We start from the raw sequence: 16401 nt of genomic DNA, 5'->3' as shown, positions 1-16401 counted from the left end.
ACTCCCCCTGCGGGCACCGGCTACTACCGTGGCCCGACGGACGCCCGTCTCCCCCCCCACGCGCGTGCCCGCGCCCCCTGTCCCCCCGCCGCGCAGCCCGCCCGCGCCGCCCCCCCCGCCCCCGCCGCTCATGCGGACGTCCGCGGCACGAGCTCGTCGAAGGTCCGGTCGGCGACGAGCACCGTCTCGGCGTCGGGTCCGCCGTCCCGGGCCCAGGCCCGCACGGTGTTCTCGACCCGGAACGCCTCCGCCGACGCCGTCACGCGGGATGTCGTCTCGAGCCGCGCCTTCCAGGTCGGCTTCTCGAGTCCGATCGCCCAGCGCGCCTCGGCCGACGCCGCCAGCGGGTCGCCGTCGACGATGCGGTAGGTCTCGCGGCTGTCCTCGGTGAAGACCAGCCCGTCGGGGTACTCGCGCCCGCCGCCGTAGCCGGGGTCGACGTCGAGCACCCACTCGCCGGTGCCGACGTCGTGCGACACGCTGCGCTGCGGCAGGTCCGACGCCGAGGGCAGGGCACGGATCGCCAGGGGCTCGGCCCGCTCGGGCGCCTCGAACACGACGCCGTCGTCGACCGGACGCTCCACCGACCCGTCGCCGGGCCCGCGCGTCCACACCGGCAGCATGACGCTGCTGCGAGCCGGGTCGACCGTGAGGGTCGCCTCGACCGGGTGCGGCCAGACCCACGGCCAGTAGGCGCTCGACAGGGCGATCCGGAGGCGGTGGCCGGCCGGGAAGGAGTGCCCGGTCGAGACCAGGGCGACGCGCACGACCTGCTCGACCCGCGCCTCCATGGGGTCGTCGGCGCGGTCGCGTCCGTTCCGCTTGTTGAGGTTGAGCACGCCGCGGGTCACGAGCGTCGACGCACCGTCGGGGGCGACGTCGCACAGGCGCACGATCACGGTGCCGTCGGGCACGTCGCTCGTCACGGCGAGGGCGGCCACGACGCTGCCCAGCACGTCGGGCGGGGGGGCGACCGGCGGGTCGAAGCAGCCCGAGCGGCCGTCCTCGGCGCGCGGGTCGGGCGGCAGGTCGGTCGCGTTGCCGAGCGGGAAGACCCGCCCGGCGTCGAGCCCGGTGCTCTGCGGCGAGCGCACGACGACGGGGCCGTCCGCCCCGCCGCGCAGCGAGTCCACCGGCACGGTCCGCGCCTCGGTCTCGCGAGCCGGCCACGACGACGCGGCGACCCACCGGCCGGTCCGCTCGGCGTAGTACGTCGCGGGCGGCTCGGAGTCGTTGATCCAGGCACGGAGCGCGGGCTCGGCGTCGGCGCCGTTGGGGCAGTCGAGCAGCCAGCGGTCCCACCAGCGCAGGGTCTCCTGCAAGAATCCGATGCCCGGTCCGGGGGCGAAGCCGCGGTCGGGGTACTGGTGCGACCCCGGCCCGATGATGCCCTTGCCCGGCGCGTCGACGTTCTCGACCAGTCGCAGGACGGCGTCGCGGTACGGGTCGGCCCAGCCGCCCACGGCGAGGACGGCCGCCGTGATCGACGAGTAGTCCTCGCAGACGCTGCCGTGCCGCCAGTAGTCGTCGCGTTCCTGGTGCGAGAGCCACGTCGTCGTCATCGGACGGTTGTGCTCGAGGCGTTCCCGCCAGCGGGCCACCCAGTCGGCGCCGACGACCTCGGGCCGCGGCGGCCGCGAGTTGAAGGCGAACATCGTGCCACCCCACGACGCCATGTCGATGCCGAGCACGGCACCGCCAAAGTAGTGCACGTCGTTGTCGTAGCGGTCGTCGGTCGAGCAGACGGTGACGATCGCCTTGAGCGCCACCGGAGCCCGCCCGGCCAGCTGCAGCGCGTTGAACCCGCCCCACGAGATGCCGAACGCCCCGACGGCGCCGGTCGACCAGGGCTGGGCGGCGAGCCACTCGATCAGCGCGATGCCGTCGTCGAGCTCCTGCTCGGAGTACTCGTCGTCGAACAGGCCGTCGCTCGATCCCGTGCCGCGGATGTCGACCCGCACCGACGCGTAACCGTGGGCGGCGTACCAGGGGTGGCGCTCGCTGTCGCGCGGGGCCGTCCAGTCGTCGAGCCGGTAGGGCAGGTACTCGAGCAGCACCGGCACGGGCTCGTCGACCACGGGAGCCCAGATGCGGGCGTGCAGCCGCGTCCCGTCGGGCAGCGGCACCCACTCGTCGCGCACCTGCACCTCGAGCGGGCCGCTGCCCCGGGGACGGTCGGACACCGGCGGTCGGGTCTCGGCGAGGTCGGGCCGCGGGGCACCCAGGGTGCGGCCCGCGCCGGCCCAGGCCGGCTCCTGCAGGAGGCGCGGGTCGCCGAGGAGGCGCGGGTCGCGCCCGCCGTCCCCCCGCCCGTCTCCCCCGGGCCCCGGCCGGCCGCGCCGCCCGTGCTCCCATCGCCTCCCCGCGCTTCCCGCGGGGTCCGGCGCCGGGGTCGTCCCCCCCGCCGGCGTCCCGCCAGCGCGGGCGCGCGTCGCCGACGTCGGGCAGCTCGGTCGTGCCCGGGTCGAGCGTGGCGTCGAGCAGGGTGCGTGTGTACGGGTGGTTCGGCCCCTGGAAGACGCGTTCGGTCGGGCCGACCTCGACGATGCGGCCGCCGGTCATCACGGCGACCCGGTCGGCGACGCCGCGGACGACCGCGAGGTCGTGGCTGATGAAGCGGCAGCTGAGCCCCTTCTCGTCACGCAGTCCGGCGAGCAGGTCGAGCACGCCGGCCTGCACGCGGACGTCGAGGGCCGTCGGGATCTCGTCGGCGATGATCAGCTCGGGCCCGGCGGCGAGCGCCCGGGCGATGCCGGCGCGCTGGCGTTGACCGCCCGGGAGCTGGGCGGGCGGGCGGGAGGCGAACTCGGGGGGCAGGCCGACTTCGACGAGCAGTTCGGCGGCGCGCTCGGGACTCGACTCGCCGGTGAAGAGCTTGAGCGGTCGGGCGATCGCGGCGCCGACGGTGCGGCGGGGGGTGAGCGAGGGGTCGGCGGTCTGGAAGATCAGCTGGGTCGACCGGCGCCGCGCCGCCCCGCGCCCGGCGGCGGGTCGGGGGGGGGCGCGCCCGCCTCCGGCGGGGCCGTGGGCGGCGAACCGGCCCGGCTCGGCGGGGATCAGCCCGGCGAGGGCCGTGGCGAGCGTGGACTTGCCGCTGCCGGACTCCCCCACGACGGCGAGGGTCTCGCGGCGGCCGATGGTGAACGAGACGCCGTCGACCGCGGCGGGCAAGCCGCGCCCGTACCGGACGACGAGGTCGCTCGTCGTGACGACCGGCCCCGGGGCGGGTGCAGTCCCCGGGTCCTGCGCCGCGCCTCCTGCGAGTGCAGCGGGTGCGACGTCCGCGTCGCGCCGCGTTTCGTGCTGCACACCCCGACTGGTCGCGGTGCCGTGCACGGAACGCGGTGCGGTGGCGGCGTGCACGCGTGGGATGCTCGCGAGCAGCTCGCGCGTGTACTCGTGCTGCGGGTCCGCGAACAGCGTCGCGGTCGGCGCGTGCTCGACGATCCGGCCCTCGTGCATGACGGCGATCTCGTCCGCCATGGTCGACACGACGCCGAGGTCGTGGCTGACCAGCACGATCGCCATGCCGAGTTCGACCGCCAGATCGCGGATCAGTTCGAGCACGGCCGACTGCGTCACGACGTCGAGGGCGGTGGTCGGCTCGTCGAGCACCAGAAGCTTCGGTCGGGCCGCGATGGCCATGGCGATCGCGACGCGCTGCTGCTGTCCGCCCGAGAGCTGGTGCGGGTAGCGCCGCACGATCGTCTCGGGGCCGGGCCGGCGCCCGTGTCGCCCGAGTTCGAGCACGCGGTCGTCGCCGCCGGGCAGTCCGTGGCTCTCGAGTGCCTCGCGCAGCTGGCGTCCGACGCGCATCGACGGGGTGAGCGCCTGGCCGGCGTTCTGGGCGACCAGGGCCGCCGTACCGCCGCGCAGGGCCCGGCGCGCCCGCTCGGCGAGGGCGAACACGTCGTCCCCGGCGACGCTCACGCTGCCCGACACGACCCGTGAGCCCCGCCGCAAGTGGGCGAGCAGGGTCCGCGCGACGGTCGACTTGCCGCTGCCGCTCTCGCCGACGAGGCCGAGCGCGCGTCCGGCGCCGACCTCGAAGCTCACGCCCCGCACGACCGGCACCTCGCGGCGACCGGCGGCGTACGAGATGGAGAGGTCGTCGACGCGGACGACGGGGGCGTCTTCGACGAGGCGACCCGCGCCTCCTGCGGTGGTGGCGGTGGTGGCGGTGCTGCTGCTGAGGGACTCGGTCACGAGACCGCCCCTTTCTGCGCGCGGTCGACGCCCAGCGACTTGCTGAGTCCGTCCGCGCTGAGGTTGAGCCCGATGACGAGCGTGGCGAGGGCGACGACGGGGGCGAGCGTGCCCCAGGGGACGACGGTGAGGGCGGTGCGGTTCTCCTGCACCATGAGTCCCCAGTCGGGCGTCGGCGGGTTGGCCCCGAACCCGAGGAACGACAAGGTCGAGATGAGCAGGACGATCCAGGAGGCGCGCATCGCGTACTCGACGAGCACCACGTCGGTGACGTTGGGCACGATCTCACGGAACACGATGCTCAACGGCTTCTCGCCGCGGGCGCGGGCGGCGGTCACGTAGTCCTGCGTGATGACGGTGCGGGCGGCACCGCGGACGACGCGGGTCACGGCCGGCGCGTAGATCACGGTGACCGCGAGCACGATCACCCAGAGGCCCGAGTCGAACACGGTCACGACGACGAGCAGCGCCAGGATCGACGGCACGCTGAGCAGGGCGTCGACGATGCGCATGACGACCTCGTCGAACCAGTTGTCGGCGTAGGCGGTGACGCAGCCGAGCACCGTGCCGATGCCGACCGCGATCGTCGTCGCGAGGAAGGTGACGACGAGCGCGTAGCGGCCTCCGTTGAGGGTGCGCGACAGGATGTCGCGGCCGTACTGGTCCGTGCCGAGCCAGTGCGCCCAGCTCGTGCCGGTCAGGGCGGCTCCCGAGTCGGTGGCGACCGGGTCGTGGCCGGTCAGCACCGGGGCGAGCAGCGCCAGCAGCACGTGCAGCGCGATGAGGGCCAGCCCGATGCTCAGGGCCGAGGAGGCGCTGAGGCTGCTGGTCAGGGACGTCGCGCTGGTGCGCAGTCGCCTCGGCCACCCGCCCGCGGCCTGCGGGCCGGCCGATGCCGGGCCGCCGACCTGCGGGCCCGGGGTGGCGGCGTCCGGGGTCGTGGCGACCCGCGCCTCCTCGGCCCTGTCCAGATCGGTACTGCCGTGCCCGGTGCCGCCGTGGCCGCTGTCAGCGGGCGAAGTCCTGTCGCGTGCGGGGCTCATGAGCGGGCCTTCCGTCGGGTGCGCAGCCTCGGGTCGAGGGCGAGCGCGATGAGGTCGGCGGCGAGGTTGCACACCACGTAGACGAGGGCGCTGACCACCGCGATCGCCTGGATCGTCGGCAGGTCGCGGTTGAACACGGACTCGAGCATGAGCTTGCCCATGCCCGGGTAGTTGAAGACGTTCTCGACCACGACGACGCCGCCGAGCAGCCAGGCGACGTTCAGCGCGACGACGTTGAGCGTCGGCAGCAGGGCGCTCGGGACGGCGTGACGCCAGACGACCTGGCGCGTCGACAGACCCTTGAGCTCGGCCGTCGTGACGAACTCGCTCGCCATGACGTCGATCGTCGACGAGCGGGCCGTCCGCACGATGTACGCGGCCATGGCGAGGGTCAGCACGATGACGGGCAGCCAGATGCTCGGTAGCAGCTCGGCGATGGTGGCGTCCTGGCCGCGCAGCACGACTGCCGGGAAGATCGGCAGCGCGATGGCGAAGAGCAGCACGAGCACGGTGGCGACCATGAACTCGGGCACGCTCATGACGACGAGGCTGATCAGCGAGATCGCGTGGTCGCTCGGGCGGCCACGGCGGACGCCGGCGATGACGCCGAGGGTCAGCGACAGGGTGACGCCGACGATCATGGCGGGCAGCGCGATCAGCATGCTGTTGCGGAAGGCGATCAGCAGGTCGGGGCCGACCGGAAGGCCGCTGACCAGCGAGACGCCGAAGTCGCCGTGCGCGGCGCCGGCCAGCCACTGGCCGTAGCGCACCCACACGTTCTGGTCCAGGCCGAGCGTCTCGCGGAGGGCGGCGACGGCGTCGGGAGTGGCGTCCTGTCCGAGCAGCTGCTGCGCGACGTCACCGGGCAGGGCCTGCACCGCGAAGAAGACGAAGAACGAGGCGAGCAGCACGGTGAGCAGGGCGGTGCCGACGCGGCGGGCGACGACGATCAGGGGCGCGGCGACCGGGCTCGTGGTGTGGGGGCCGCCGGACGAGGAGGCGCGGGTCGGGTCGCCGTCGGAGAGTTCCTTCTCGAGGGCGCGCGTGGCCGCCCGTCCGCGGGCCTCGGCGGAGGTGGCACTCGGCGGGGTGGGCCGGGTGACGCCGGAGTCGTTCAAGCCGCGGTCGTTCGTGCCGCCGCCGATCGGTGAGGGGCTCATGCGCGGAGTCCGATCTGCAGGTAGTCGAACTCGAAGCCGAACTCGCGGTAGTTGAGGACGTCGCGCGACAGGCCGACGAGGCGGTCGCCGAACATGGGGGTCATGTCGGCGGAGTCCTCGACGACGATGCGCTGGGCGTCCTGGTAGAGCGTCATGCGGCGGGTGTCGTCCATCTCGGCGCGGGCGTCGTCGAGCAGCGAATCGAAGGTCGGGTTCGACCAGGCGCTCTCGTTGTACGACGAGCCGGTGCGGAAGATCTGGTTGAGCAGCTGGTCGATGGGGCGGCCGGTGAACCAGTAGCTGACCATGAGGGGCTTCTGCATCCAGATCTGCGTGTAGTACGAGTCGGACGAGGCGTTGCGCACGGTCAGGTCGATGCCCGCGTCGCGCACGGCGTCGCGGTAGGCGACCGCCATCGGGGTGAAGACCGACTCGTAGCTCGACGTGTAGATCTCGGTCTTCAGTCCCTCGCGGCCGGCCTGCTTGAGCAGGGCGCGGGCCTGGTCGGGGTCGTAGGCGCGCTGGTCGTCGAGCCAGACGGCCTGCGAGGGAGGCACGGGGTTGTCCCAGCCGGGCGAGCCGGTGCCCTGCAGCGCGGTGGCGACGACGGCTTGCGGGTCGTAGGCCAGCTTCATCGCCTGGCGCACGAGCGGGTCGCGGAACTCGGCGCTCGTGGCGAGCATCGGGATCGTGTACCACTGGGCGTCGGGAGCGCGCGCGACGGTGGCGCCCGCTGAGGCGCTGACGACCTGGGCGGTGGCGAAGTCGAGGTTGGTCTGGCTGATCAGGTCGATCTGGCCGGCGAGGAGGGCGTTGACGCGGGCGGTGGTGTCCTGGATCGAGAAGAAGTCGATGCCGTCGAGCACCGGGCGGCCGGCGAAGTGGTCCTCGAACGCCTCGACGCTGCCGGTGCCGGCGGGCTCGAAGCTCGACAGGCGGAACGGGCCGGTGCCGATGCCGGTGCGGCCGATGCCGCCGCCCTGGCCGGGGTCGGCGCTGCCCTCGGGCACGATGTAGCACTGGTACGCGGTGAGCAGCGAGGGGAACTCGGCGTTCGGCGTGAGCAGGTCGAAGCGCAGGGTGAGCGGGTCGACGGCGGTCATGCCGCCGGGGCCGATCACCGCGGCGAGGACCTCACCCTGGGGTGAGGCGGTGTCGGGGTCGAGGATGTGCTCGATCGAGTAGATGGCGCCGGCGGCGGTGAACCGGCGGCCGTCGTGGAAGCGGACGCCCTCGCGCAGGCGGAAGGTCCAGCTCGCGCCGTCGGCGTTGGCGGACCAGTCGTCGGCGAGGTCGGGCACGGTGACGCCGGCGTCGTCGAGCTTGACGAGCCGGTTGTAGAGGGCGCCGAGGTACTCGTAGGCCGAGAGCGAGCTGGCGGAGTCGAGGGTCTCGGCGGCGGAGGCGGCCGGGCGCGCGATGCGCAGGCGTCCGCCGCGGCGCGGGGTGCCGGTGGCGGCGGCTTCGGGGATGGGCGGGGTGCTGCGGGCGGGGGTGCAGCCTGCGAGGGTCAACAGGCCGAGGCCGGCGAGTCCTGCGGCGCCGGCGAGGACGATGCGGCGGCTCGGGCCTGTGCCGCTCGGGCCTGCGCTGCGGTCTGCGCGGCTCGGTCCTGCGCTGCCGTCGGCGCCTCGCGCCGGGCTGAGCGCGTGTCGGTGTTCGGGGACGATCGGTGTCATGCGGGGATGGCCTTCCGTTTATCGTTCGGGTGAACGATAAGGGAGGTTCGCGGCCGCGGCCAGTTCACGGGAGCCCAGGAGGCGCGGGTCGGCACCTCCCCGCAGCCCTGGTTCTCCGCGTCCCGCCGCGGAAGCGGGCGTGCCCGTGCCGCACCCTGCACGGGCTGCAGTCTTCACCCACTCGTTACACGAGGACGCCTCGCCGACGCGACCCGCGCCTCCTCGAGCTCGCCCTCCGATCTCGGTCGAGTGGTCCCAAAACGTCCTTCCCCGCCCCACGAAGGACGTTTTGTGACCACTCGATCCACCCGCCTGTTCGGCATCGAGGTCTGAGAAGGAGGCGCGAGCAGGCCAGCCCGCGCCCGTCACCCCGGTGCTCGCTCGAGTGGGCAGAAGGTGCTCGTCCCGAGCCACCGAGCAGCATCTTCTGCCCACTCGGTCTCCTCGCTCGGGCCGGACGACCGGCGAGACCGGGGTAGCCGGGGTGACCAGGGTGACCCTCGGAGCGGGACTCCGACCGGCTCCGTGCCGCGCTCTAGTCTTTGGGCATGGCCATCACGACCACTCTCCGCCTCGGCCGCCTGGCCGTCGTCGCCACGATCGTCGGTGCCGTGGCCTACGGCGTGGCCGTGCTGCTCGTCTGGACGCCGTTCGGCCCGACGGGCAGCGTCCGGTACTCGACGGAGCCACCCGTCGACTGGCTGACCATCCGTCGAACCGCGGCCGCCGTGCTCGGGACCTTCGGACTCGCCGCCCTGGCGACGGCCCTCGTGCTCGCACTGGTCGTGCTGGTGAGGTGGGCCGTCGCGAGGCGACCAACCCGCGCCTCCTGATCGGCCCCCGTGATCAACCTCGTCGCCTTCGTGCCGGCCCTGCTCACCGCTGCTGCACTCCTCGCGGCCCGCCGGGCATCGGGGGGAACGACGACCCGGGCGCGCCGGTGGAGTGCCCGCGCACTGGCGCTCTGGGCAGCCGTCGCCGTGGTCGCGCTCGCCGCGTTCCTCGTCGGCCTGCACCTGCAGCACGCCGACCTCGCCGTCTGGTCGGCGTTCGCACTGATCGCTGCAGCTCTTGCCGCCGTGACCGCGGCGGCCACCCGCGTGGTGTCATCGCTCGCGCGGTGATCCGGTACGTACCGGATCACTACGGGCGGCCTTGCCGTCGCAAGGCCGAGGGCTCAGGGTCCACGGCACAGGACCCACGGCGCAGGGCACCTACCCGAAGGCCGAGACGACCGTGCTCGTGACCGTCGCCACCACCGCGATGGCGACGCCCCCGCTCGCCCCGAGAATGCCGAGCGCCGTGCCCATACGCCACCGGCGCCGACGTCGGGCCGCGTCGTCGATGTCGCGGCGCAGGCGCTCGAAGCGGTGTTCGTGACGGAGCGTGTCCGTCAGCACCAGCGCCTCCGTGTGCCAGGTGCCGCGCTCTTCGGCGACCATGGTCAGGTAGGCCAGCGCCTCGTGCGAATGGACCCGCGGCCCGTTCATGAGCCACTTCCGCAGGCGGGCGGCCACGACCACCGGCACCGTGGGCGCCTTCTTGCCGACGGTCAGCGACGCCGTCCCGACGAGGACGATGACGGGCGTCACGGCGACCTCGAGGTCCGCCGCCGCCGACAACAGCCGGGAGGCGCGGGTCGCCTCGTACGCCGAGTTGCGCGAGTGCGTGGTCCGGTGCCCGTCGACCATGAACGTGCCGCCGCCGACCCAGACCTTCTTGCCGGCGTGGTGCTTGGTGTTGACGGTGAAGACGCCCGTCGGACCGATGACCACGTGGTCGATGTCGGACTCTCCCGAGCCGACCGGGACGGAGTGCAGCACGGTCCATTCGGGCCCGAGCTCGGCGAGCACGCGGGCGACCTCGATCTCGCCGAGGGCTCCCTGGTACCAGCTGCGGGCGTCGGCCGACAGCGGATCGCTGCCGAAGAACCGTTGCCGCCGGGTGAGGGCGGGTGCGACGGCCTGGACTCGGAGGCACTCCTGCATCACCGAGTAGGCCGGTCGCCGGGCCTTCAACGTCATCGCCACGCTTCCGCGCGCCACGGTCTCGCTCATGTGATTCCCCCCCCTGCCCACACGGTAGGGCGACACGTGACGGGTAGACGAGCCCCCGTTGTGAGGTCAGCTCGCGCTCTACCTCGGCGGGCTCGATCGAGTGGTCCCAAAACGTCCTCCCCCGGGCGCGGGAAGGACACTCCGGGACCACTCGACCCTCAGCCAGGGCGGTCCTGGGGACTTCCTACAGGTCGCAGGCGATCCCGTCGCCGTCACGGTCGAGGTCGTAGACGTCCGAGCCGACGACGGTGACCGGCCCCTGGACGTACGCGGGGCCGTTGCCGCTGCCTCCGGCGCAGTCGACGTCAGACGCGACGGGGACGCACGCCCCGGAGTAGTTCGAGTCGCACCCACCCGCGGCCGGAGCCGGCGCCGGGGCCGCGACAGGTGCCGGGGCGACGTAGGGCACGCGGGTTCCGACGCTCGTGACCTGCGACACCGGGGCGACCGTGACGGTCTCGCTGACGAGGGTGCGGGCGGTCTCGACTCCGTCGGTGGTCGTCACCTCGTAGGTGTGGACCTTCGTGCCTGCCTGTCCAGTGGTCGTCACGGCGCTGGTGCCGACGTCGCGGTTCGGGTCGTCGACCGAGACCGACTCGAACGGGACGCTCTCGCTCTCGTCGACGCGGGTGACGCTGACGACGGGGGTGGGAGTCGGAGTGGGGGTCGGGCTCTTGGTGGCGTCGACGGCGACGAAGGGCTGCGCCGCACCGTCCGGGCCGGCAGCCTCGCCTGCCCCGGAGAAAGCGCCGACGGCGGCCGCGTTCGCCGCACCGCCGACGACCAGCAAGAAGGCCATGAAGCCACACGCGATCAACACCCGGCCCGTGTTCGTGAGCCTGTTCCACCACAACGTCATCGTCGTTCCCCTCAACACCTGACGATCCGTTCGTGAGGCATCCACAGCATCGGGTCGATCCCCGCGGAGGGACAGCCCCCGTCCAGGGGTAGACCGATGCGACGTCGCGAAAGCCCTACGGCGACGCGAGCACGTCCGTCGCCGCCTGATCCGCCCGCCACGTCCCGACGGGCGTCCCGAACAACAGAACGACCATGCTCCCGATCGCCCAGATCGCAATCGCATCCTCCGTCGGGCCGACGACGAGCGGCACGACGATCGATCCCACGGCGAGCGCGCACCCGATCGTGACCGGTACGAGTGCTGCCCGATGTCCGGCCTGCCACGCCTCGGGCGACGCCATGACGTGATGGAAGCGGATGCCGGCGAGATGGTTCACCCCGAGCCGGCCGCGGGCGGCGGCGAGCGTCGAGCCGAAGACGACGGCGCACCCGGCGAACACGATGAGCGGGACGACGAACAGCATCCCTCGATGCTAGGTCGGCGCCGGCCCATGCGGTTCCCCCGCGCGGCCCCTTCTCATCCGCCGTGGTCGGGCCTAACGGCATCGAGTGGGCAGAAAGTGTCCTTCCGCCGCCGGCGAAGGACAGTTTCTGCCCACTCGGGCCTCTCAAGCCCACCGAGCCCCCCGGAAGAATGGCGCCATGCCCCTCGTCCCCGTCGACCCGGCCGATGCCGACGCCCGAGCCGACCTCCGCGCCTTCCTCGCCGCCGCCGACCTCACCCTGGCCGGCCTCGCCTCCCCCACGCCGCGCCTTTGGCTCTGGGTCGACCGTGACGCCACCGGCACGGTGGTCGGCAGCACCGGCTACGAGCTGAGCCCCGACGGCCGGCACGCCCTGATCCGCAGCGTCGCCGTCGCTCCCCCCGCCCGCACGCGCGGCGCGGGCTCCCGTCTCGCCCGCCACGCCCTCGCCGACGCCGCCGCGCACGGAGCCCGCCACGCTTGGCTCTTCTCCCGCCGCTCCGGACCCTTCTGGCAGAAGCTCGGCTTCACCCCCGCCGACCGCGACGCCCTCGCCGCGGCCCTCCCCGACACGCACCAGGTGCAGCTCTTCCGCGCCACCGGCCAGCTCGCCCGCGAGGTCGCCTGGTCGCGCCCCCTCGCCGACCTCCACCCGACGACCCCCTAGGAGGCGCGGGTCGGTCCACGTCCGCCCCTCCCGTCATCGAGTGGTCCCGGATCGTCCTTGACCATTGCCCGAACGACGATTCGCGACCACTCAACCCCCCGGCTGCAGAGGCGAGTCGCGGGGCTCGCCGGGTGACGGGCAACGGGCAACGGGCAACGGGCAACGGATCACGGGATCGGGACGACGTCCCAGTTCGCGGAGTACTCGAGCAGGAACACCGTGATGTCCTGGTCCGGCCGGAATCGCGTCCCCACCCCGAACTGCATCCCCTGCTCTCGTGGGAGGGAGGCGCTGACGGCGATCCGCTCCGGGGCGTCGCCCGGTCTGCCGGTCGGACCGGCCGCGATCTTCTGCTGGAGTTCGCCGACGGTGTCCGAGGGCAGACCGAGCCCTTCGAGCGCCTCCTCATAGCCGGCCACGCCGGCGTCGACCCCTTCGACGGCGGGCGTGTCCACCCGCAAGCCGAACGACCGCCCGGCGGGCACGAGCACCTCGCCGGTCGTCGGATCGTCGACACCCTCCGGCGAGTCGTCGAGCTGGAAGGTGACCTCGTTCGCCCGGACGTCGACGGACGTGCCCCCGGGCAACACGAAGCGCACCGGGCGCCCCCCGCCGCCCGACGAGCTGTACGCACCCACCTGCACCCCCGACGTCGAACCGTCGCTCGTGTCGATGCCGAACGCCTCGGCGCTCGGCGGCACGGTGAGGTCCCAGACCTCGACCCCGTCTTCGGTCGTCATGGCTGTGGGCTGCGGACCATGGTGGCTCACGCTCAGCTCGCGTCCGTCGGATCGACTCGATGTGCCAGGGGCAGGCTCGGCCGCGGGCGTGCAGCCGGCGAGCAGTCCGACCATGGTCGCGACCACCAGGGTGGCGGCCAGGCGGCGGCCGCGGGTCGATGCCATGCGAGCTCCGTGTCGTGCAGGTCGTCGAGCAGTCGGGATGGTCCTGAGATCGTGAAGACGACGAAATCGAAGCAACCGGAGGTCACGTCACGGGATCGGGACGACGTCCCAGTCCGCGTCGTACTCGAGCAAGAACACCAGGTCGTCCGAGTCCGGCTGGAACGTCGTGCTCACCCCGAACCCGACGCCCTGCTGACGCGGCAGGTCCGCACTGACGCCCATCGACTGCGGGGCATCACCCGGCCGGCCGGTCGGACCGCCGTCGATCTTCTGTCGCAGCTCGTCCACGGTGTCGGCAGGCAGTCCCACCGCAGCCAGCGCCTCCTCATAGGCGGCCACGCCTGCTTCGGCCCCTTCGGCGGCGGGCGCGTCGACGCGCAGCGAGAACTTGCGGCCCGCGGGCACCAGCACCTTGCCGGACGTGGGATCGGTGACCCCCTCGGGTGAGTCGTTGAGCTGGAAGATCACCTCGTTGGCGCGCACGTCGACCGTCTTGCCCCCCGGCAGGAGGAACCGCACCGGGCGTCCCCCGCCGCCCGACGAGCTGTACGCGCCGGGCCGGACCCGCGACGACGAGCCGTCACTCGTGTCGATGCCGAAGGCCTCGGCGCTGGGCGGCACGGTGAGGTCCCAGACCTCGACGCCGTCCTCGGTGGTCATGGCTGTGGGCTGCGGACCGTTGTGGGTCACGGCGGGCTCGCTTCCGTCGGGTCGGCTGGAGGTGCTGGGGGTCGGCTCGGCTGCGGGTGTGCAGCCGGCGAGCAGGCCGACCGTGGTCGCGACCACCAGGGTCACTGCCAGGCGGCGGGTGCGGCTCACTGCCATACGAACTCCGTGTCGTGCAGGTCGTCGAGCAGGCCACCGAGGCGGTGGTCGAGACGTCGGTCGTCGATGCGGTCGGGAACGGAACCGCCGACGAGCTCGCGGGCCCGCTCGGGGTCGCCGGGCGCGAGCTCCTGCCACGCGGGCAGGGGGTCGTTCTCGATGTAGTCCCAGCGCACGTCGAATTCCGAGATGTTCGTGGTCGGGATGTTGAAGGTCTCGATCTGGCCTTGGACCCCCGGGAGGGTCGGCACGTAGTCGAGGGGAACCGAGAAGCCGCCCTCGTACTGGCCGAGCGTCTTGGTGTCGGGGATGGACGCGTCGCCGACGATTCCGGGCATGGTCGTCAGTGCCTCCCCGGTCGGCTCGTGGTCGCGCATCTGGTCGTAGCTGCGCTGGATCGTGTCGTGCTGTTCACGATAGAGGAGCGCCTCGTTGCCCGAGTCGACGAGGTCGGTGTTGCCGGTGCGGATGCCGGTGTCGATGTCCTGCCAGGCCTGCAAGGTGGTCTGCGACGAGAGGGCGGCCTGCTGCTCGCTCTGGTTCGGCCCCTTGAGCAACCCGGCGGCCTGCAGTTCGGTGATGCCCGCCATGCCGTCGGCGAGGTACGCCTCGTGCATCGTCGAGGCGTCGTAGAAGATGTTCTTCTGCATGTCGAGGAAGGTCTTCTCGTAGAAGGCGAGCTCGTCGTCACCCATCTGGGCCACCTGGTCGGTGAGCGGCCGCATCGACGGCGGCAGGAGCGGGGCGATCGTTGCGATGTGGTCGCGGAACGAGTGCAGGTCGAGGAACCCGGCGGCGAAGTCCGGCCCCACGAGGTTGGCCATGCCTGCCCAGGTGAAGTCGGGGTTGTCCAGGTACAGCGACGCGTAGTACTCGTACGATCCGGCCACCTGGCCCATGAGGGCCGGGGCACCCCGTGAGGTGTCCCAGGTCGCCAGGTCGATGCCGGTCTTCTCGGCGGCCCGTGTGACGTAGAGCTGCTGCAGCACCGAGGCGTAGTGCAGGGGGTCGGCCCCGATGGCGCGCTCGGCGGCGACGATCGCCTGCAGGATCGTGGAGGGCGTGCCCCATGCGGGCGGAGACGTCACGAGCCCCTCGAGGACGCTCGGGTTCGCGGCGAGCCACGCGGCCGCGACCTCGGGGTCCATGTGCGAGAGCAGGTCGACCGGGTCGTTGCCCTGGGCCTCGAGGAAGGCGGCGACGGCCAGGTCGAGGGAGCGGTTGGTGAGCGTGCCGCTGCCGGCCTGCTCGAAGGCGGTCGCGATGTGCTCGACCCAGGCGACGTCCTCGTCGTTCTCGTCGGCCAGTCGTGACCCGCCGTCGACGAACGAGACGGTCCCGAGCGGAATCCACGAGCTGCCGCCGACGAAGCGTGCCCAGGCGTCGGACACGAGGCCGAGCTGCTGACGCAGGACGACGTTGCACGCCTTCGCCTGGACGACGAACGTCCGCAGGTTCTCGGTCGTAGCGCTGCTGGTTCCGGACCCGTTGCCGCTGCTCGTCCGGGTGCGCTGGGTGCTCGAGAACGCGACCGAAATCGGCGTGGGCGAGACGGGCGGCGTGGTGGGTCGGGGGTCGAAGAACTCCTCGACGTCGCCCACGAGATCTCCCATGAAGGAGGCGCGGTTCCGGTCGTCGCGCTCGGTGTCGCGCGCCTGCCACGAGGCCAGTTCGTCGCGGCGGGCGTTCTCGGCGGTGGCTTGTTGCCTGGCCTTCTCGACCTGCTGGGCGAGGTCGTCCATGGCGCGGGCGAGTCGGCCGCGCTCCTCGGACTCGGTTGCGCAGGCGATGCGGAAGAGGTCGGCGTAGCCCCCGCTGAAGCCGTCCATGGCCGTCTCGGCGGCGCTGCGCCGAGTCGTCCCCTGCCCTGTGAATGCGTCGTCTGCGGCCCGCGCGACCCTGATCAGCGCGGACGCGGCAGCGTCGTCGAAATGAACCCCCATGCCTCTGATGATAGGCGTGGATACCTCAATTCTGCACGACCCGCAGGGTCGATTGCCCGCCGGTGCCCTGGTTGGGGGGCACCTCTGGTGGCGACACCACGACGGGGCTGGCCTCCCCGGCATGAGGACGCTCACGTACTCCATCAACGTCACGCTTGACGGCTGTATCGACCACCGTGGAGGCCGGCCGGACGTCGAGATCCACCAGCTCGCCACGGAGGCTCTCGCGCAGGCCGACGGTCTGCTGTTCGGGAGGGTCATCTACGAGCTGATGGAGCAGTCCTCGCGCCCGCCCGCCTCCGACGCGTTCCCCGACTGGATGCAGCCCTTCGCCCTCGCCATCCACGAGATCCCGAAGTACGTGGCGTCGACGACGCTCGAGGGTGTCAACTGGAACGCCGAGCTGCTCGGCGGAGACCTGCGCGAGGCGGTGCGCGAGCTGAAGAGCCGCCCCGGAGGCCCGCTTCGCCTCGGAGGTTCAACCTCCGCCACCGCCGTCGTCGGCTGGGGCCTGGTCGACGAGTACGAGTCCACCGTCTACCCCTGGGTCGCCGGCCACGGCCCCTACCTGCTCGCCGGCCTCCCCCACCC

General features: G+C 72.7%; 14 protein-coding genes and 1 pseudogene. 4 read left to right on the top strand and 11 right to left on the bottom strand.

Annotation, left to right across the window (positions count from 1 at the left end; all coding sequences use genetic code 11):
- Window positions 1-128: 128 nt before the first annotated feature.
- From AEQ27_RS05140 to AEQ27_RS05120, 5 genes and pseudogenes are all read right to left on the bottom strand, one after another.
- On the bottom strand, window positions 129-2183 hold the full coding sequence (locus AEQ27_RS05140; RefSeq protein WP_054145688.1) for a CocE/NonD family hydrolase: 2055 nt from the start codon (window positions 2181-2183) through the stop codon (window positions 129-131).
- 283 nt (window positions 2184-2466) lie between these two features.
- Window positions 2467-4056 (bottom strand): annotated as a pseudogene (locus tag AEQ27_RS16445) (ATP-binding cassette domain-containing protein); the annotation flags it as partial.
- A gap of 146 nt (window positions 4057-4202) precedes the next feature.
- A complete protein-coding gene (locus AEQ27_RS05130; protein ID WP_235450985.1) occupies window positions 4203-5249 on the bottom strand; it encodes an ABC transporter permease in 1047 nt (348 codons plus the stop codon).
- Window positions 5246-6409 (bottom strand): ABC transporter permease, encoded by a 1164-nt coding sequence (locus tag AEQ27_RS05125; RefSeq protein WP_235450984.1) that lies wholly within the window; start codon window positions 6407-6409, stop codon window positions 5246-5248. Before AEQ27_RS05125 ends, AEQ27_RS05130 begins: the two co-directional genes overlap by 4 nt.
- Window positions 6406-8088, bottom strand: a complete 1683-nt coding sequence (locus AEQ27_RS05120) for an ABC transporter substrate-binding protein (RefSeq protein WP_082383269.1) — start codon at window positions 8086-8088, stop codon at window positions 6406-6408. The genes AEQ27_RS05125 and AEQ27_RS05120 overlap by 4 nt, the downstream gene beginning before the upstream one ends.
- 548 nt (window positions 8089-8636) lie before the next feature.
- Between AEQ27_RS05120 and AEQ27_RS05115 the strand changes: the two genes are divergently transcribed.
- Together AEQ27_RS05115 and AEQ27_RS05110 are read left to right on the top strand one after the other, a co-directional pair.
- Window positions 8637-8921 (top strand): hypothetical protein, encoded by a 285-nt coding sequence (locus AEQ27_RS05115; RefSeq protein ID WP_054145686.1) that lies wholly within the window; start codon window positions 8637-8639, stop codon window positions 8919-8921.
- A gap of 9 nt (window positions 8922-8930) precedes the next feature.
- The gene (locus tag AEQ27_RS05110; RefSeq protein ID WP_054145685.1) at window positions 8931-9212 is read left to right on the top strand and encodes a hypothetical protein; all 282 of its coding nucleotides are present in this window, start codon (window positions 8931-8933) and stop codon (window positions 9210-9212) included.
- Between the two features lie 90 nt (window positions 9213-9302).
- Here the strand turns inward: AEQ27_RS05110 and AEQ27_RS05105 are convergent, their stop codons facing one another.
- The 3 genes from AEQ27_RS05105 to AEQ27_RS05095 all read right to left on the bottom strand — a co-directional run bounded on the left by AEQ27_RS05105 (window position 9303) and on the right by AEQ27_RS05095 (window position 11470).
- The gene (locus AEQ27_RS05105; protein ID WP_054145684.1) at window positions 9303-10145 is read right to left on the bottom strand and encodes a nuclease-related domain-containing protein; all 843 of its coding nucleotides are present in this window, start codon (window positions 10143-10145) and stop codon (window positions 9303-9305) included.
- A gap of 184 nt (window positions 10146-10329) precedes the next feature.
- Window positions 10330-11004: a G5 domain-containing protein gene (locus tag AEQ27_RS16440; RefSeq protein ID WP_161805495.1), complete on the bottom strand. Its 675-nt coding sequence runs from the start codon at window positions 11002-11004 to the stop codon at window positions 10330-10332.
- A gap of 115 nt (window positions 11005-11119) precedes the next feature.
- Entirely contained in the window at window positions 11120-11470 is a 351-nt protein-coding gene (locus AEQ27_RS05095) for an SdpI family protein (protein WP_054145683.1), read from the bottom strand.
- 178 nt (window positions 11471-11648) lie between these two features.
- Between AEQ27_RS05095 and AEQ27_RS05090 the strand changes: the two genes are divergently transcribed.
- Complete coding sequence (locus AEQ27_RS05090; protein WP_054145682.1) at window positions 11649-12137, top strand: GNAT family N-acetyltransferase; 489 nt, start codon at window positions 11649-11651, stop codon at window positions 12135-12137.
- A gap of 167 nt (window positions 12138-12304) precedes the next feature.
- Here AEQ27_RS05090 and AEQ27_RS05085 read toward each other — a convergent pair whose 3' ends face one another.
- The 3 genes from AEQ27_RS05085 to AEQ27_RS05075 all read right to left on the bottom strand — a co-directional run bounded on the left by AEQ27_RS05085 (window position 12305) and on the right by AEQ27_RS05075 (window position 15810).
- Window positions 12305-13042: a hypothetical protein gene (locus AEQ27_RS05085; RefSeq protein ID WP_054145681.1), complete on the bottom strand. Its 738-nt coding sequence runs from the start codon at window positions 13040-13042 to the stop codon at window positions 12305-12307.
- Between the two features lie 87 nt (window positions 13043-13129).
- Entirely contained in the window at window positions 13130-13867 is a 738-nt protein-coding gene (locus tag AEQ27_RS05080) for a hypothetical protein (protein ID WP_152970176.1), read from the bottom strand.
- Complete coding sequence (locus AEQ27_RS05075) at window positions 13858-15810, bottom strand: hypothetical protein (RefSeq protein WP_152970175.1); 1953 nt, start codon at window positions 15808-15810, stop codon at window positions 13858-13860. Before AEQ27_RS05075 ends, AEQ27_RS05080 begins: the two co-directional genes overlap by 10 nt.
- Before the next feature lie 121 nt (window positions 15811-15931).
- Between AEQ27_RS05075 and AEQ27_RS05070 the strand changes: the two genes are divergently transcribed.
- Window positions 15932-16401 (top strand): dihydrofolate reductase family protein (locus tag AEQ27_RS05070; protein ID WP_054145678.1); only part of this gene is annotated, 470 nt, incomplete at its 3' end.

This window comes from Frigoribacterium sp. RIT-PI-h (assembly GCF_001297205.1).
Lineage (GTDB): Bacteria > Actinomycetota > Actinomycetes > Actinomycetales > Microbacteriaceae > Frigoribacterium.
Note: the sequence above shows the minus strand (reverse complement) of the source record. Positions and strands in the feature narration are given on the sequence as shown.